The sequence below is a fragment of the Bradyrhizobium sp. SZCCHNR1053 genome (assembly GCF_032381235.1).
In the GTDB taxonomy this organism is placed as follows: domain Bacteria; phylum Pseudomonadota; class Alphaproteobacteria; order Rhizobiales; family Xanthobacteraceae; genus Bradyrhizobium.
The window spans coordinates 155,291-172,782 of sequence record NZ_JAUHJM010000001.1 but is presented as its reverse complement, the minus strand read 5'-3'; the positions used below and the strand labels follow the sequence as shown (position 1 = coordinate 172,782).

Below are 17,492 nucleotides of genomic sequence, written 5' to 3'. Positions count from 1 at the left end.
GCGGTAATCCTGTCCTCATTTTTTGAGGTACGCAACTGAAATTCTGACCGAGCAAACCTCAAACGTGTTCGCATTTGCGAACAGCTGCACGAGCAGACAGAGAGATCGCTAGTTGGGCTGAGCAAGAATCGGCGGGCAGCCGCACGCGCCTTTCGCCTGGAAAATGCGGAGCGGACGTCTGCCGCACCGAGAAGGATCTGCTGGAGATCGCCTGACCCTCAGGTGCAGCGCGCCTTGAAATCGGCGGCCACCAGTTTTGCCATCACGTCGTTGAGATGCCCCTGGTCGCGCGTCTCGATCACCAGCTCCAGCAAGGTCGCCTTCGCCGGCAGGTCGGAGAACGTGCGCTGGTGCGACACCTCGATGATGTTGGCGCCTGCGTCCGCCAGCAATGTGGAGACGGCAGCAAGCTGTCCGGGACGATCGACGATGTCGATCGACAGCTGCGTCAGCCGCCCCTCGCGCGCCAGCTCGCGGGTGAGGACCGAGGCGATCAGCCGGGTGTCGATGTTGCCGCCGCTCAGCACAAGCCCGACATTGCGTCCGGCAAACTGCGCGGGGTGCGCGAGCACGGCCGCGAGACCGGCGGCGCCGGCGCCTTCGACGACCGTCTTCTCGATCGAGATCAGGGTGGCAAGCGCCCGCTCGATCTGCGGTTCGGTGACGAGCAGGATGTCGTCGACGAGATGGCGGATGATCTCGGTCGTGATCCGGCCCGGCGATTTCACCGCGATGCCCTCGGCGAGCGTGTCGCCGCGCATCGGCAGCTGACTGCCGCGGATGGCGTTGTACATCGACGGATAGAGCTCGGCCTGAACGCCGACGATGCGCAAGCCCGGCTTGATCGCGCGCGCCGCGACTGCCATGCCGGAGATCAGCCCGCCGCCGCCGATCGGCACCACGAGCGTATCGAGCTCGGGGACCACCGCGAGCATCTCCAGCGCCACCGTGCCCTGCCCCGCGATGATCAGCGGATCGTCGTAAGGATGGATCATGGTCATGCCGTGAGCCGCGCCGTGCTCCCTGGCGAACGCGCCCGCCTCCTCCAAGGTGGCGCCGGAAATCACGACCTCGGCGCCGTGCCGCCTGGTGTTCTCCACCTTCACCATCGGCGTGCCCACCGGCATCACGATGGTCGCGGGAATCCCGAGACGCCGCGCGTTGTAGGCGACCCCCTGCGCGTGGTTACCGGCCGACATCGCGATCACGCCGCGTTCGCGCTGCTCGGCGGACAGCGCATTCAGCCGGTTCAGCGCGCCGCGCTCCTTGAACGAGGACGTGAACTGCAGGTTCTCGAATTTCAGCCAGATGTTGCATCCGCAGATCTCGCCGAGCGTCCGGCTCTGGTTGCAGGCGGTCGCGAGTACGGCGCCGTGGATGGTCGCCGCGGCGGCTCGCACATCGCTCACGGTGACGGCCAGCGCATTCAGATCGGTGGGGGTCATGGGTCTGCCCATTCCTCAGCGTGCGTCGTTGCACAGCGCGGCCGGCGGAACGCCGGCCGTCGCATGATGTTGCCGATCGTGCCGGGCGCTTCCGCGACCGGATGATCCAGATCGATCTCAGCTGCCGAGATCGGGCAGCCCGAGCATCAGCCGCATGTTCTGCACGGCCGCGCCCGACGCGCCCTTGCCGAGATTGTCGAGCCGCGCCACCAGCACCGCCTGGTGATGCTTGTCGCTGGCGAAGACGTAGAGCTCGAGCTTGTTGGTCTCGTTGAGCGCCTCCGGCTCCAGCCGGCCGCTCTTGGCCGCCGCACCATCAAGCGGCATCACCGAAACGTATTTGCTGCCGGCATAGTGCTTCGCCAGGACGGCCTGCAGGTCTGAGCCAGACGGCTTGCCCGGCAGCGTGTCGAGCTGCAGCGGCACGGAGACCAGCATGCCCTGCCGGTAGTTGCCGACCGAGGGAATGAAGATCGGCCGCCGGGTCAGCCGCGAATAGAGCTGCAATTCGGGTAGATGCTTGTGCTCGAGGCTGAGGCCGTACAGCTCGAAGTTCGGCGCGGTGCCATTCTCAAAGGCCGCGATCATCGTCTTGCCGCCGCCGGAATAGCCGCTCACCGCGTTCACCGTGACCGGATAGTCCTGCGGCATCAGTCCGGCATCGACCAGCGGCCGCAGCAGCGCGATGCCGCCGGTGGGATAACAGCCGGGATTGGAGACCTTGCGCGCATTCCGGATCTTGTCGGCCTGGTCGGCGGCGAGCTCGGGGAAGCCATAGGCCCAGTCCGGCGCGACCCGATACGCGGTCGACGCGTCCAGCACCTTCGGCGCGGCATTTCCCATGCCGTCGATCAGCGCCACCGTCTCCTTGGCCGCATCATCCGGCAGGCAGAGGATGACGAGATCGACCTCCGCCATCAGCGCCCGCTTGGCCGCTGGATCCTTGCGCTTGTCCTCGGCGATCGTCTTCACGACGATGTCCGGCTGGTGCCGGAGCCGCTCGGCGATTCCCAAGCCGGTCGTGCCCGAGCCGCCGTCGACGAACACGGCGCGCGCCGCAGCCCCGGAGGCAGTGTGAGCTTTCGGCAAGTTGCTATCGATCACGGTCATGACACGCTCCTTGAGGGGTGGGTTTCGCCGGCAAAGGCCTGGGGCCGCGCCTGCCGCATGAGAGACGATATCTGTTGCGCGCCGATGTCGGGCCGCTCGCCGAGCCGGGTTGCGACCGCCGCATAGTCGGCTTCGGACTTGTGCTGGTTGAGCTTGAAACTGCCTTCGACCTGGTCGATCGTCATCACGATGCCGATGATCGCCTTGCGCATCGCCTCCAGCCGGCCAGCGCTCATCTTGTCCGAGGTCCACGGCGTTTTCGGCAACAGCCTTTGCTCGAACTTGGCACTGACCGCATCCACCTGCTCTGCGAGCTCCGCCTCCGACAGGACGCGTGCCGGGCCGGTCAGATGTACTGCCTGATAAAGCCAGGTCGGCACCTGATCGGGCGAGACGTACCAGTCGGCCGACACATAGGCATCGGCGCCGTTGACGGCGAGCAGCCACGGCGTCGCGCCGTCGGCGAGCTTCGCCAGCGGATTGCCGCGGGCGACGTGGAAGAACGCCTGCGGCGTGCCATCGTTGAGCGCCCCGAGATGAAACGGCACGGAGGACGCGATCGGCTTGGTGCCGTCCGACGCGCACACCGTGCCGAAGCCGCGCGCGTCTGCAAAGCCGAGGCTCGCGGCGCGATCGGGCTTGAAGGGTGGTGGCGTGTACATCGGAAACTCCTGCTGAACGAAGGAGCCGCCTGATCAATCGCGCTGCAAGGAGAAAGTCTGCCGCGGGATTCGGATCCGGCGGCAGGGGCTGTGATCTAGACGCAGATCATCGCCCGTACCGCGGGGGTACGACGGCGCATTTCGGCGATCATGTTGGTCGCTGCGTTGATCATGGGGGCAGGCCTATAAGGCCGCCGGGTTCCTGCGTCAAGCTCGCAAGTCGGCCCGGTTCCCGTTTTTAGGGCTGGCATCAGACCGCATGCCACAGCCATTCCATGATGCGCCCGATGATGTCGCCGAACAGCAGCAGCACCGCCGACCACACCAGCGCCGACACGAAGTTGGCGATCTGGAACACCATGTAGGGCATCTCGAAAATGCCCGCCGCCAGCGGCACCGATGCACGCAACGGGCCGAAGAACCGGCCGATGAAGATGCTCGGCACGCCCCAATCGCGCACGAAGGCCTCGCCGCGCGGAAGCATCTCCGGGTAGCGCGACAGTGGCCACATCTGGGCGACACGATCCTTGTAGCGGTAGCCGAACCAATAGGAGAGCCAGTCGCCGAGCGCGGCGCCGATGCCCCCGGCCAGCCATATCGGCCAGAAGCTGATCCCGGTGGCGCCGATCAGGGCGCCGATCGCGACCAGGGCGCCCCAGGCGGGAATCAGGAGTGAGACAAAGGCCAGGGACTCGCCAAAGGCAAGCAGCAGGACGATCGGAGCAGCCCAGGCCTGATGGTCGCGCACGAAGTCGGCAACCGCGCGGCCAAAATCTTCCATCTGCTCGACGCCTTTCTGCTCCGGGGCGCTTAAGTGCTTGAAGGCCTTCGCGGTTCCCTGGCGCAGACTGGTACGCCACCGAACCCGCCCACTTCAAGTCACAACAACCGGCTGAACCGCGTGAACAGCGTCGATCCGGCGATCGGAACCGGCCAAGACGTGGCGGGCCGGTGAACGTCGTTGTTTCCCGGGTCATTGTTTTATGCCGGTCCATGGCATAGTCAGGCCCAACGATTCGTTCCATCTTGCGCACACGCAACATCAGATTCCATGGGTAAGCCGTTGAAATCAGCTGCAAAAGCCAAGGCCAAGGGCGTCACGGACCCGTTGGCGGCGTTCGCCGCAAAGGGCAAGGCTCCGGCCAAGCCAACCGCCCGCTCGGCAGGTGCCGAGGGCGATTACACCGCCCGTGACATCGAGGTCCTCGAGGGCCTGGAGCCGGTGCGGCGGCGCCCCGGCATGTATATCGGCGGCACCGACGAGAAGGCGCTGCACCACCTGTTCGCCGAGGTCATCGACAACTCGATGGACGAGGCGCTGGCCGGCCATGCCACCTTCATCGAAGTCGAGCTCGACGCCGAAGGCTTCCTGACCGTGACCGACAACGGCCGCGGCATCCCCATCGATCCGCATCCGAAGTTTCCGAAGAAGTCGGCCCTCGAGATCATCATGTGCACGCTGCATGCGGGTGGCAAGTTCGACTCCAAGGTCTACGAGACCTCGGGCGGCCTGCACGGCGTCGGCATCTCCGTGGTGAACGCGCTGTCGACCCGGCTCGAGGTTGAGGTTGCCCGCAACCAGAAGCTCTACCGCATGGTGTTCGAGCGCGGCCACCCGAAGGGCAAGCTCGAGGAGGTCGGCAAGGTCGCCAACCGGCGCGGCACACGGGTGCGTTTCCAACCCGACCCGACCATCTTCGGCGCCAAGGCGACGTTCAAGCCGCAGCGCCTGTTCAAGATGGCGCGCTCGAAGGCCTATCTGTTCGGCGGCGTCGAGATCCGCTGGAAATGCGATCCGTCGCTGCTGAAGGGCATCGAGGACGTTCAGCCCGAGGCGACCTTCCACTTCCCCGGCGGCCTGAAGGACTATCTGGCCGCCGCGATCCATGCCGACACGCTGGTCCATCCGGATATCTTCGCCGGCAAGTCGGGCCGCACCGGTGGCCATGGCGGCTGCGAATGGGCGGTCGCCTGGACCGCGGACGCCGACGGATTCCTGTCCTCCTATTGCAACACGATTCCGACGCCCGACGGCGGCACGCACGAATCCGGCATCCGCAGCGCGCTGCTGCGTGGCCTGAAGGACCACGCCGAGCGCGTCGGCCAGGGCAAGCGCTCGGCCAACATCACCTCCGAGGACATCATGGCGGGCGCCGCCATCATGCTCTCGGTGTTCGTGCGCGAGCCGGAATTCCAGGGCCAGACCAAGGACCGCCTCGCCACCGCAGAGGCTCAGCGCATCGTCGAGCAGGCCGTCAAGGACCCGTTCGATCACTGGCTGTCCGGCAACCCGGTGCAGGCGAATCGCCTGCTCGACTTCGTCATCGAGCGCGCCGAGGACCGCATCCGCCGCCGCCAGGAAAAGGAGACGGCGCGCAAGACCGCGACCAAGAAGCTGCGCCTGCCCGGCAAGCTCGCCGACTGCACCGACGCGGGCACCGAGGGCTCCGAGCTGTTCATTGTCGAGGGCGATTCGGCCGGCGGCAGCGCCAAGCAGGCGCGCGACCGCAAGAAGCAGGCGGTGCTGCCGCTGCGCGGCAAGATCCTCAACGTGGCCTCGGCCGGCAAGGACAAGCTGACCGCCAACGCCCAGCTCGCCGATCTCGTGATGGCGATCGGCGCCGGCACCGGCACGTCGTATCGCGAAGAGGATCTGCGCTACCAGCGCATCATCATCATGACCGACGCCGACGTCGACGGCGCCCACATCGCCTCGCTGCTGATCACCTTCTTCTACCGGCAGATGCGGCCGCTGATCGACGAGGGGCATCTCTACCTCGCCGTGCCGCCGCTCTACCGGCTCACCCATGGCAGCAAGACGTTCTACGCGCGCGACGATGCCCATCGGGACGAGCTCCTGAAGCGCGAGTTCAATGCCAACGCCAAGGTCGAGATCGGCCGCTTCAAAGGTCTCGGCGAGATGATGCCGGCACAGCTCAAGGAAACCACCATGGATCCGGCCAAGCGCACCCTGCTGCGCGTGGTTCTGCTGGCCGAGGATCGCGACGGCACCGCCGACTCGGTCGAGCGGCTGATGGGGACCAAGGCAGAGGCCCGCTTCGCCTTCATTTCGGAAAAGGCCGAATTCGCCAGCGACGAGCTGCTCGACGTCTAGCTTTTGACCCGATTTCACGCCTCGATTGCAGGTTCCATTCGCTCGCCTGGGCCTGCTTTTCTCTTTCTGTTTCAGTTGTTTACAGAAAGCTAAGGCGTCCCGCACCGCACTTTCCCCTCCGGTGTGGTCAACCGGCAACAGCTTTTGGGCACCAATCGGCTATAGTTCGGGCACATCTGGCGAGGGAATCGCCGCCGCAACCCGGCACCTGCGACATGACGATCTTGGGGAATTGAATATGAAAAAGCTTTTGCTTGCTGCCACTGCGCTGGTTGCGATCACGGGTGCCGCTTCGGCTGCTGATCTGGCGGCTCGCCCCTATGTGAAGGCTCCGATGATGCCGGTGGCGCCGAGCTGGACCGGCTTCTACATCTTCGGTGGTGCCGGCGGCGGCATCTGGGATGCAGACTCGCACACCAACTTCAACGGCGTGCCGGTGACGATCGATCAGCGCGTCGGCGGCGACGGCTGGTTCGGCACAGTCGGCGCGGGCTATGACTGGCAGTTCAACCCGACCTGGGTCTTCGGTGTGTTCGCTGACGGCCAGTTCGGCAGCCTGCGTGGCACCGTGCAGGATCAGTTCGCTGCCCTGACCGGCCGGATCAAGATGGAAACCGCCTGGGCCGCTGGCGCTCGCGTCGGCTACCTGGTTGCGCCGAACGTGCTGTCCTACGTCAACGCCGGCTACTCTGGTTCGCACTGGTCGGGCACCGGCCTGACCACCCTCACCGGCGCGGCGTCCGGCTTCCACACCGACTCGTTCAACCGCAATGGCTGGTTCGTCGGCGGCGGCGTCGAGAATAACCTGAACATCTTCGGCATCTCGGCGCCGGGCTGGTTCATGAAGACCGAATATCGCGCTGCCTATTACGACCGGAAGGACATCGCGGTCCGTACCGACGTCGGCAACCTCGTGACGACCGACTCCGTCAGCTTCAAGCCGTGGGTGCAGACCATCAGCACTTCGCTGGTCTACCGCTTCAACTGGACCGGCCCGGTCGTCAAGTACTGAGCCGAACGCACTCGGTCTTTCAATAATTCTGCGGAAAGCCCCGGTTGATCCGGGGCTTTTTGTTTTTGGCTCGGATATTGGCGGCTGGAGCCGCTGGTCATCTGCCGCGCCGGCCGCTAGCCTCCTCGTCACAAAACTTCACAAAAAAGACGGCAGCAGCGTTTCCGATGCTGTGACGCGGTCGATGAGGGAGGAAGTGGCCATGCGGAAATTCCTGATGATCGGCGGCCTGCTTCTGCTCGCCATCGGCCTGCTCTGGGTCGGTCAGGGCACCGGGGTGGTGGCATGGCCGCGGACGAGCTTCATGATCAACCAGCTGCAGTGGGCAGGCTACGGCGTCGGCATGGGTGCGCTCGGCCTGGTGATGATCTGGCAGGGCACCTGCTGATCTCCGACAACAACAATGGAGACACGGCATGGCGGGCCGTTTCGACCTGAGGGGCAAGGTTGCGATCGTGACGGGCGGCAACGGCGGAATTGGCCTGGGAATGGCGCGCGGGCTTGCCGATGCCGGCGCTGACATCGCCGTGGTCGGCCGCAACGAAGCCAAGTCGCAGGCGGCAGTTGCCGATCTGGCGGCGCGCGGCGTCAACGCCATCGCCGTCACGGCCGACGTCAGCAACAAGGACGACGTCACCGCCATGGTCGCGCGCGTGACCGGCGAGCTCGGTCGCATCGACATCCTCATCAACAATGCCGGCATGAGCATCCGCAAGCCGCCGCACGTGCTCGAGCTGGAGGAGTGGCGGGAGGTGATCGACACCAATCTCACCAGCGCCTTCCTGTGCTCGAAGGCCGCCTACCCGGCCCTCAAGGCGAACGGCGGCGGCAAGATCATCAACATCGGCTCGATGCTGTCGATCTTCGGCGCCAGCTTCGCGCCGGCCTATGCAGCCAGCAAAGGCGGAATCGTGCAGTACACGCGCGCCTGTGCCTGCGCCTGGGCGCCCGACAACATCCAGGTGAACGCGATATTGCCGGGCTGGATCGACACCGACCTGACGCGCGCGGCGCGCAGCCAGATCGACGGCCTGCACGACCGCGTGCTGGCGCGCACGCCCGCGGCACGCTGGGGCGACATCGACGATTTCGCCGGCATCGCCACGTTTCTGAGCTCATCGGCCTCGGACTTCGTCACCGGCACAGCCATTCCCGTCGACGGCGGCTATTCGATCATGGCGTAGCCGAGGCCTCAGCGACGAAAGCTCTTGATCTCGGAAACGCTGCCGTCACGATAGGTCAACTCCACCGAGACGAACTTCGTCGCCGGCGGCAATTTCAAATAGGGCGTGGCGTTGGATGGAATCGCGATGGGATCGCGCATGTCACAGCCGGGCATGTTCAGGACCTTGTCCGGCACGGCCGTGTCGACGCCGATGCGGACCTCGCGGATCGCGCAGCGATACGACATCAGGTGCGTGTAGTAGACCAGGAGACCGTTGAACTCGCGGAACGACAGCCAGCTGGTCGCCGTCATGTCGAGGATCTTGCGCTGGTCACGCACCAGCGCGGCCTCCGGCTCGAACCGGATCGGGAACGGCCCCTGCATCTCGCCCGTCGCATCGACATAGCGGACCTGGATGGTGCCCGCGGGCGCATCCGCCGACAGCTGGATCGAGGGATTGGGCATGCGCTTGCGCGTGCGCGGATCGAGCACGTCCATGAAGCCAGTCTCGCGAAACTCCCCTGCCTCACCCATGCGCCAGGAAATACCGAGCGTCGGATCGGCGATCGAGAACGTGACGGTCCAGCCGCCATTGTGGCGCGAGAACATCGCAATCGGTGCGTTCAGGCTCTCGTTCGCCGGCGGAATGCGTGGCGCCGAGACGGGAGGCAGCGCCGCGAGCTTCGGCTGCGGCTCGGCCGGCTTGTCGGCCGCGGCCGGGCCCTTCGCCATGCCGTTGAGAAACACATCGTCGACCATCTGGTCGAAATAGACCGGAATCTGCTTGTGCCGCACGGTCTCGGCGAGTTCGCTGACCAGACGGCGGGTGCGCTGTGCGACCTGCACCAGATTGACGCCGGGCTGCGTCAGCTCCTTGGCGAAGGTGCGCGTGAACACCGAGTTCGGATTGGCGTCATCGTTGGAGAGCCGATCGAGCGCGGTCTGGCGCGGACCGGCCGAGAACACCGAGAATACGCCTTCGGGCAACTGCGTCATCGGGGCCAGGCCACCCCCGCCCGCCACCGCGCGGGTGCCCGAGCGCTCGAACGGATTGTTGCGGCAGGCGTCGAACACCAGGATCGAGGTGCGCGCCTTCTTGTTCTGCAGCCGCTCGATGACGCGGTCCGCGAGGATCGAGGCGTCGCGCACCAGCTCCTCCTGCCCTTCGGTCGCCGCCGGCACGTCGGTCGGCAGCAGGAAGTTCTGACCGGCAATCTCGAAGCCGTGGCCGGCATAGAAGAAGAATGCCGTGTCGCCCGGCTCGACGGCATTGTCGAACGCCAGCAGCGTCTGGCTGAACTGCTGGCGACTGAGATTCTCCGCGACCATGACGTTGAAGCCGAGCTGCTTCAGCGTGTCGCCCATCGTGCGCGCGTCGTTGACGGCCTTCTGCAGCTTCGGAACGTAGCGGTAGTCGTTGTTGCCGATCACGAGCGCAACGCGCTTCTCGGCATGCGCGGCGGCCGGCGCCAGAACCACCGCCGCCATCGCCAGCCCGCACGCCAGCCACGTCCGCATCGATCTCATCGTCCGTCCCTGCCTTCATTGCGTGGGCTGCCGCCATCGATAGTCGGCGGCACGCCGCCACCGGTTCATCTCCGAGGCGCCCGCGGGCCGCTCCAACTCCCTGCCGAACACACGCCGCAATTCCGTCGACAATTCGACCAGAGCGCTTTCCGCCAACGGCCGGCCAGAGCTTCGGAGCAGCCGAATACGACAGCTCGACGACAGGTTGCCCGCAAATAATGCAAAAACATTAAGCTTTTTCGGTACTTCGTTCCCCTCTTCCATTGACTTTGCAGGATTCGCCCCTATCTTCCGCAGCAGCGCGGCCGGATCGCATCCGATTCCTGAGAGATTGACCGCGGGTCGGCGTTAGTCAGAAAACCCCCAGCTTCCTTAGAGCATGCCGTTTCGGGGTTGAGCGCGACCACAGCCTTTTACCCCTCGATTCCTAACGGCGGCGTCGAACAGAGGCCCCGTGCCTATCGGCGCGTGACATAGAGGCTCGATGTCTTTTTCCAATCTCGGCTTGTCCGACAAGGTGTTGGCTGCAGTTGCGGCCACCGGTTACACCACCCCCACGCCCATTCAGGAACAAGCGATTCCTCACGTCCTGGCGCGCCGCGACGTGCTCGGCATCGCCCAGACCGGCACCGGCAAGACCGCCGCGTTCGTCCTGCCGATGCTCACGATCCTCGAGAAGGGCCGCGCCCGCGCACGAATGCCGCGCACCCTGATCCTGGAGCCGACCCGCGAGCTGGCCGCCCAGGTCAAGGAGAATTTCGATCGCTATGGCGCCGGGCAGAAGCTCAATGTCGCGCTCCTCATCGGCGGCGTCTCCTTCGGCGACCAGGACGCCAAGCTGACCCGCGGGGTCGACGTGCTAATCGCCACGCCGGGCCGCCTGCTCGACCATACCGAGCGCGGCGGATTGCTGCTCACCGGGGTCGAGCTCCTGGTCATCGACGAAGCCGATCGCATGCTCGACATGGGCTTCATCCCGGACATCGAGCGCATCTGCAAGCTCGTCCCCTTCACCCGCCAGACGCTGTTCTTCACAGCAACCATGCCGCCGGAAATCCGGCGCATCACCGAAACCTTCCTGCACAACCCGCAGAAGGTCGAGGTCTCCAAGCCGGCCACGACCGCCGTCACCGTGACCCAGTTGCAGGTCCCATCCGGACGCGAGGCGCATCAGAAGCGCGAGGTGCTGCGCAGGCTGTTGCGGAACGCCAAGGATCTCAACAACGCGATCATCTTCTGCAACCGCAAGCGCGACGTCGCCATCGTTCACAAGTCGCTGCAGAAGCACGGCTTCAGTGTTGGCGCCCTGCACGGCGACATGGACCAGTCGGCCCGCACGGCCGCGCTCGATCAATTCCGCAAGGGCGAACTGCCCTTGCTCGTCGCCTCCGACGTCGCCGCACGCGGCCTCGACATTCCGGAAGTCAGCCACGTCTTCAATTTCGACGTGCCGCATCATTCCGACGACTACGTTCACCGCATCGGCCGCACCGGCCGTGCCGGACGGACCGGCACCGCAATCTCGATCGTGGCCCCGGCCGACCAGAAGTCGATGGTTGCCATCGAGAAGCTGATCGGACAGGGCATTCCGACGATCGAGGGCGACTACGAGGTGCAGGAATCCTCGGGCGACGAGGACACGCGTGAGCGCCGTCCGCGTGACGCCGCGCGTCGCGGCAGCCGCGGCAAGGCGCGGGAGCGCGATGCGGCCCCTCGCGAGCGTGATGCAGCCCCGCGCGAGCGTGAGCCGCGGGCGGCAGCGCCGCGCGCCGCACAGGCAAATTCTCCTCGGCCTGCCGCGCCGAGCGCTCGCAAGGAACAGCCTCGTAACGAACAGCCTCGCAATGAAGCGCGGCGGCCGCGGCGCGACCTCGACAACGAGCCCGCTGATCACTCACATCTGCCGGCGTTCCTGCTTCGCCCGGTGAGGGCACCGCTTCCCTGAGCAAGCAAGATTCCGGGCTGTTCCAAATGTGATCGCCCGGAACGTCGCGTCCGCAAAAAGATCAGCTGCCGCTTCCGTCAGACATGAGACCTAAGTCGACGACAGCGCTGAGCTATCAGCGAGGCGCACACCCGAGCGAACAGCTCCAGCCCGCTTCAGCAAGTTCCCAGAAGCGTCATATGTAGCTTATTGAACATATGAGGTGACGTTCCCGTATGCGTGGCTTGGGCGTATCCGGGACTCTACGGCCGTATTTACCCCTGGTTCACAAACGTCCTTTAGCTTGGCCGGCATTGTTTATTTCATTGCTGTGACGACGGCGACGCGGGCGATTGGGGAGAACCTGTGGTGGTCAATGCGCTTGACGAACACGAACGCACGATAGGCTTCGCCGAAGTCGCGCTCAGCCAGATCAGAACGCTTCGCCATTCGGCCAATCCGCGCAATTACGAGGTCTGGTACGTCTACGCGACGGGCTACAACGCACCGCTGAACGAGATCATCAACGAGACGCTGTCGCGCAACGGCAAGCTGTCGCAGTCCGATCTCGATCAGCTGTACGACTCCTACCTCGCGCAGCTCAAGACGTCGGATCGCATCGACAAGGTCGGCGCGCGCGTCGTCGGCGAGATCGACGACCTGGTGAACATGCTCACCGATGCTCTCGGCAGAACGGCGAGCTACGATGCGAGCCTCGCGGGCGCCGATCAGCGGCTCGCGTCGGCGACCAGCCGCGAGCAATTGGTGGACATCATCGAGGCGCTCACCGATTCGACCAGACAGATGCGCGAGACCAACCGGATCCTCGAAGAGCGGCTGACGCTGTCGAAGGACGAGATCAGCGGGCTGCAGCATAGCCTGGAGGTGATCCGGGCCGAGAGCCTGACCGATCCGCTCACCGGCCTCGGCAATCGCAAATATTTCGACCGGATGATCGAAACGACCGTGCAATCGGGGCTAGCGACCCAACAGCCGCTGTCGCTGCTGATGTTCGACATCGACCATTTCAAGTCCTTCAACGATTCCTACGGACATCTCACCGGAGACCAGGTGCTGCGCCTGGTCGGAATGACCCTGAAGCACGCCATCAAGGGGCAGGACATCGCGGCGCGCTACGGCGGCGAGGAATTCGCCGTCGTGCTGCCGAACACCTCGCTGCAGCACGCGCTGACAGTCGCCGATCACATCCGCCGCGCCGTGACGGCGAAGGAGCTGAAGAAGAAGTCGACCGGGGAGATCCTGGGACGTGTGACGATCTCGGTCGGCGTGTCGCTGCTGCGGGCCGGCGACGATACCGATACGCTGATCGAACGCGCCGACGCCTGCCTCTATGCCGCCAAACGCAACGGGCGCAACAAGGTGGTGTGCGAGAACGATCCCGAATACGCGACGACGACGCGAGGTCGGGTGGCCTGACTGCGACGGTGCCGGCGTTGCCCCGGCAGCAGCATCAACGCGTCCGCGATGATGGCGTGCGGGATTTCTGTCGGCCCGACGCTGCTGTCGCACTGCGCGTCTTGCGACCTGCCGCGGGCGCTTTGCGGATCGTCTTGGCGACCTTCCGCGTCTTGGCCGGCTTGGCCGTTTTCGCCGCTGGCTTGGTCGCACCGGGCTGCACCCCGCCACGTGCCGGACCCTGCTCGCGCCCGCGGCGAGATGCCGCCCGCTTCCTGGTCTGCTTGCTCAGGGCCGCTCTTTGCGCCGCTGCAAACGCATCTCGGGCCCATATCGCGAACTCGTCGGAGTCGTCGAACAGATGCGCCGGCACTTGCCAATACGAGCGCACCGTCATGGTCCGCGCGCGGGTCTCGTAGGAGAACGGCTTGGATCCGGCCTCCTCGAACCTGGCAAAGCTGGTTTCATCAGCACGGAGATAAAGGCCGCTGCGCAGCGCAAGCGCGAAGTTGATGCCGTCGGCGGAGATGCCGAAGCCGGAGAACATCCGCCGGATCGTGACCGGACCGAAACCGGCGAACAGATCGATCAGGAATTCGCGGTCCATCGCACCAGCTCTCGCCAACGCCCCAGTTGCCCGCCTGGAGTTTTCGGTCGAGAGGGTGGCGCGTGTCAATGTCCGCAACGCGACAGCTCCGGTGCCGCCCTGGCTGAAAGCGGACGATCAGACCTCGGCCGGCTTGAGCTGAACCGACTCGCCGCAGCCGCAGGCGCTGATCTGGTTCGGATTGTTGAACACGAACTGCGCCTGCATCTTGTCGGCCTGATAGTCCATCTCGGTGCCGAGCAGGAACAGAACCGCCTTGGGGTCGACCAGGATCTTGACACCCTTGTCCTCGACCACCTCGTCGGTCGGCCGGATATCATGGGCATATTCGACCGTGTAGGACTGCCCGGCGCAGCCGCCGTTCTTGACACCGACACGCAATCCGATGATCTCGGACTCGGCGCGATCAGTGAGCTCACGGATGCGCTTGGCCGCCGCATCGGTGAGCCGCATCACCTGCGGACGGGGCCGCGGCTTGGGCTTGGCGACAGGAGCTGTCGTATTCGTCGTGCTGGTCATGGCGTCATCCCGGCGGGGTATGTGATCCGCCCTTACTATTCAAACTTCGTGCCCGCTCGTCTCACCACATGTTCAGGACGAGCCGGGCCTCGTCGCTCATCCGGTCCGGAGTCCATTGCGGCTCCCAGACGATGCTCACATTGACCACGCCGACCCCCGGAACGCTGGCGATCGCGTTCTCCACCATCGTCGGCAGCTCGCCGGCCGCCGGGCAATTCGGTGTCGTCAGCGTCATCAGGACGTCGACGCTGCGGTCGTCCTTGATGTCGACCTTGTAGATCAGACCGAGCTCGTAGATGTCGGCCGGAATCTCCGGATCGAACACCGTCTTCAACGCGGCGATGATCTCGGCGGAGAGCCGCTCGGTCTCCTCCGGCGGCAGCGCCGACTGCGTTTCGACGGTCTGGGTTTTGACTTCGGCCGTGTCGGTCATGCAAACAATTCCCGCGCCTTGATCAATGCCTGTGCCAGCTGATCAACCTCTTCCCTCGTATTGTACATGCCAAACGAGGCCCGGCAGGTCGCCGTGACGTTGAATCTCTCCAAAAGCGGCATCACGCAATGCGTGCCCGCCCGCACCGCGACGCCCTGGCGATCGATCACCGTCGCAATGTCATGCGCATGCGCGCCCTTCATCTCGAACGAGATCACCGGGCCCTTGCCCTTGGCGGTGCCGATCAGCCGCAGCGAATTGATCTCGCGCAGCCGATCCTGGGCGTAGGTGAGCAGATCATGCTCGTGCGCCGCGATCCGCTCCTTGCCGACCGAATTGACGTAATCGATCGCAGCGCCCAGCCCGACCGCCTCGACGATCATCGGCGTGCCCGCCTCGAATTTGTGCGGCGGATCGCCATAGGTGACCCAGTCGCGCGCGACCTCGCGGATCATCTCACCGCCGCCATTGTAGGGGCGCATGGCAACGAGGTGGTCGTACTTGGCGTAGAGCACGCCGATGCCGGTCGGCCCGTACAGCTTGTGGCCGGTGAAGACATAGAAGTCGCAATCGATGTCCTGGACATCGATTGCGAGGTGCACGGCGGCCTGGCTGCCGTCGACCAGCACAGGGATGCCGCGCGCATGCGCTGATCGCACGACCTCCTTCACCGGAACCAACGTGCCCAGCATGTTCGACATCTGCGTGATCGCGACCAGCTTGGTCCTGTCCGTCAGCAGCTTCTCGAACTCGTCGATCAGGAAGTTGCCGTCATCGTCGACCGGAGCCCACTTGATCACGGCGCCCTGGCGCTCGCGCAAGAAGTGCCACGGCACGATGTTGGAATGGTGCTCCATGATCGAGAGCACGATCTCGTCGCCTTCACCGATGTTCGGTCCTCCCCAGGAGGATGCGACGAGGTTGATCGCCTCGGTCGCGTTGCGGGTGAAGATGATCTCTTCACTGCGCCGCGCGTTGAGGAAGCGCGTGACACGCTCGCGGCCGCCCTCATAAGCTTCAGTCGCGGCATTGGCGAGATAATGCAGGCCGCGATGCACGTTGGCGTATTCGCTGGTGTAGGCCTGCGTCATGCGGTCGAGCACGGCGCGCGGCTTCTGCGCCGACGCCGCATTGTCGAGATAGACGAGCGGCTTGCCGTAGACCTGCAGCGCCAGCGCCGGAAAATCTTCGCGAATGCGGGCGACGTCGTAGGAGCCGTTTGAGACAGCGGGATGCGTGCTCATGCGCGCGCCTCCATCCAGTCCTGGGCGGCGGCGATGACGCGCTCGCGCAGGCCATCATCCTCGATCGCCTCGATCGCCTCACCGACGAAGGCCTGGATCAGCACCGCCTGCGCCTGCTTCTCGGGCAGGCCGCGGGCGCGCAGATAGAACAGCAGGCTTTCGTCGAGCGCGCCGGCGGTGGCGCCGTGGCCGCAGGACACATCGTCGGCAAAGATCTCGAGCTCCGGCTTGCTGTCGGCCTCGGCCTCGTCGGACAACAGCAGCGCTCGCGTCATCATCTTGCCGTCGGTCTGCTGCGCATCGGGGCGAACAATGATGCGACCCTGGAACACCGAGTGAGCGCGATCGTCGAGCACGGCGCGGAAATTCTCGCGGCTGGTGCAGCCGGGCACCGCGTGATCGACCACCAGCGTCAGGTCGCCATGCTGCTTGTCGCGCAGCAGGTTGACACCGTTGATGATCAGCTCGCTGCCTTCGCCCTTGAGAGTAATGAAGCCCTGCAGACGACTGACGGCGCCGCCTGTTGTCATGTTGAAGAGATTGAGTTTCGACCGCGCACCGACCTCGTACTTGGCTGAAGTGATGTTAACGGCGTCCCTGGCATCGCGCATCAGGCGAATGGTGGACAGCGCAGCGTCATCACCGAGGGAGACGACCACGGCGTCATTGGCCTGATAGCCTGAGGCACCATCGGCTGCGATCGCGCTTTCGATCAAAGTCGCCTGCGCGCCGTTCCCTACCGAAAGATGCGAGCGGCTGGCACGCGATGCTTGCGATGCTGTCGCGATGTGAATGATCTGCAGCGGGTTCGAGAGCTTTGCACCATCCGCCACGGAGATCAGGACACCATCGGTCGCAAGCGCCCCGTTCAAGATGACCATGGCATCGTTGACGGTCGTTTCCAGCAGCCGCTCGCTGCCGGCGCTCTGCAGCGCCTCGCGCAGCGTGTGAACCTTGACACCATCCTCGGAGGCCGAAATATCCGAGAGCTCCGCCACGAACACGCCGTCGACCAGCACCAGCTTCCGAGCACCGTCGACGGCAACAGAAGCCAGCACGGCTTTGGCCCGCGCCAGCGCCGCCGCGTCCGGCGCGCCTGCCAGCGGCAGCACCTCGCGCATCAGCACACGAAGATCGGTGTACTTCCATTCCTCGATACGACGGTGCGGCAGGCCGGTGCGCTCGAAAGCCGCGAAGGCTTCGCGCCGGATATCAGCCACCTTGCCGATGCCGGGCAGACGGCCCAAAGCGGCAGAGAGCAAGCTGCTCGCCGCCGGACCGCTGTCGTTTTTGACCAAAGCTACGTTCATCAC

Annotated in this window: 16 protein-coding genes; 6 read left to right on the top strand and 10 right to left on the bottom strand. The window is 65.0% G+C overall.

Going from position 1 to position 17,492, the window contains the following annotated elements; translation table 11 throughout:
- Positions 1–218: 218 nt before the first annotated feature.
- From QX051_RS00810 to QX051_RS00795, 4 genes are all read right to left on the bottom strand, one after another.
- Positions 219–1,445, bottom strand: coding sequence for a threonine ammonia-lyase (locus QX051_RS00810; RefSeq protein WP_315737820.1), 1,227 nt, complete (start codon positions 1,443–1,445; stop codon positions 219–221).
- Positions 1,446–1,562: 117 nt separating this feature from the next.
- Entirely contained in the window at positions 1,563–2,555 is a 993-nt protein-coding gene (gene argC, locus QX051_RS00805) for an N-acetyl-gamma-glutamyl-phosphate reductase (protein ID WP_315774662.1), read from the bottom strand.
- The gene (locus tag QX051_RS00800) at positions 2,552–3,217 is read right to left on the bottom strand and encodes an FMN-binding negative transcriptional regulator (protein ID WP_315774661.1); all 666 of its coding nucleotides are present in this window, start codon (positions 3,215–3,217) and stop codon (positions 2,552–2,554) included. The genes argC and QX051_RS00800 overlap by 4 nt, the downstream gene beginning before the upstream one ends.
- A 250-nt stretch (positions 3,218–3,467) precedes the next feature.
- Positions 3,468–3,998, bottom strand: a complete 531-nt coding sequence (locus QX051_RS00795; RefSeq protein WP_315737817.1) for a DedA family protein — start codon at positions 3,996–3,998, stop codon at positions 3,468–3,470.
- Positions 3,999–4,268: 270 nt separating this feature from the next.
- On the opposite strand from QX051_RS00795, the gene parE reads away from it, so the two are divergent.
- From parE to QX051_RS00775, 4 genes are all read left to right on the top strand, one after another.
- Entirely contained in the window at positions 4,269–6,332 is a 2,064-nt protein-coding gene (gene parE / locus QX051_RS00790; RefSeq protein WP_315755577.1) for a DNA topoisomerase IV subunit B, read from the top strand.
- 238 nt (positions 6,333–6,570) lie between these two features.
- Complete coding sequence (locus tag QX051_RS00785; RefSeq protein WP_315737815.1) at positions 6,571–7,344, top strand: porin family protein; 774 nt, start codon at positions 6,571–6,573, stop codon at positions 7,342–7,344.
- A 202-nt stretch (positions 7,345–7,546) separates the two neighbouring features.
- Positions 7,547–7,732, top strand: a complete 186-nt coding sequence (locus tag QX051_RS00780; protein ID WP_315712631.1) for a hypothetical protein — start codon at positions 7,547–7,549, stop codon at positions 7,730–7,732.
- A 28-nt stretch (positions 7,733–7,760) separates the two neighbouring features.
- Positions 7,761–8,528, top strand: a complete 768-nt coding sequence (locus QX051_RS00775; protein WP_315774660.1) for a glucose 1-dehydrogenase — start codon at positions 7,761–7,763, stop codon at positions 8,526–8,528.
- Between the two features lie 8 nt (positions 8,529–8,536).
- On the opposite strand, the gene QX051_RS00770 is transcribed toward QX051_RS00775, so the two are convergent.
- Positions 8,537–10,036: a caspase family protein gene (locus QX051_RS00770; RefSeq protein WP_315774659.1), complete on the bottom strand. Its 1,500-nt coding sequence runs from the start codon at positions 10,034–10,036 to the stop codon at positions 8,537–8,539.
- Positions 10,037–10,520: 484 nt separating this feature from the next.
- Between QX051_RS00770 and QX051_RS00765 the strand changes: the two genes are divergently transcribed.
- Entirely contained in the window at positions 10,521–11,981 is a 1,461-nt protein-coding gene (locus QX051_RS00765) for a DEAD/DEAH box helicase (protein WP_315737812.1), read from the top strand.
- A 348-nt stretch (positions 11,982–12,329) separates the two neighbouring features.
- Positions 12,330–13,397 (top strand): diguanylate cyclase, encoded by a 1,068-nt coding sequence (locus tag QX051_RS00760; RefSeq protein ID WP_315737811.1) that lies wholly within the window; start codon positions 12,330–12,332, stop codon positions 13,395–13,397.
- A 34-nt stretch (positions 13,398–13,431) separates the two neighbouring features.
- Here the strand turns inward: QX051_RS00760 and QX051_RS00755 are convergent, their stop codons facing one another.
- The 5 genes from QX051_RS00755 to sufD form a co-directional block, all read right to left on the bottom strand.
- The gene (locus QX051_RS00755; protein WP_315737810.1) at positions 13,432–13,983 is read right to left on the bottom strand and encodes a TfoX/Sxy family protein; all 552 of its coding nucleotides are present in this window, start codon (positions 13,981–13,983) and stop codon (positions 13,432–13,434) included.
- A 117-nt stretch (positions 13,984–14,100) separates the two neighbouring features.
- On the bottom strand, positions 14,101–14,502 hold the full coding sequence (locus QX051_RS00750) for an iron-sulfur cluster assembly accessory protein (RefSeq protein WP_315772210.1): 402 nt from the start codon (positions 14,500–14,502) through the stop codon (positions 14,101–14,103).
- Positions 14,503–14,563: 61 nt separating this feature from the next.
- Positions 14,564–14,935 (bottom strand): SUF system Fe-S cluster assembly protein, encoded by a 372-nt coding sequence (locus QX051_RS00745; protein WP_315772211.1) that lies wholly within the window; start codon positions 14,933–14,935, stop codon positions 14,564–14,566.
- Positions 14,932–16,179, bottom strand: a complete 1,248-nt coding sequence (locus tag QX051_RS00740) for a cysteine desulfurase (RefSeq protein WP_315755584.1) — start codon at positions 16,177–16,179, stop codon at positions 14,932–14,934. Before QX051_RS00740 ends, QX051_RS00745 begins: the two co-directional genes overlap by 4 nt.
- Positions 16,176–17,489 carry a Fe-S cluster assembly protein SufD gene (gene sufD, locus QX051_RS00735; RefSeq protein ID WP_315774658.1) on the bottom strand — a complete coding sequence of 438 codons (1,314 nt, stop codon included), beginning with the start codon at positions 17,487–17,489 and terminating at the stop codon, positions 16,176–16,178. Before sufD ends, QX051_RS00740 begins: the two co-directional genes overlap by 4 nt.
- Positions 17,490–17,492 lie beyond the last annotated feature (3 nt).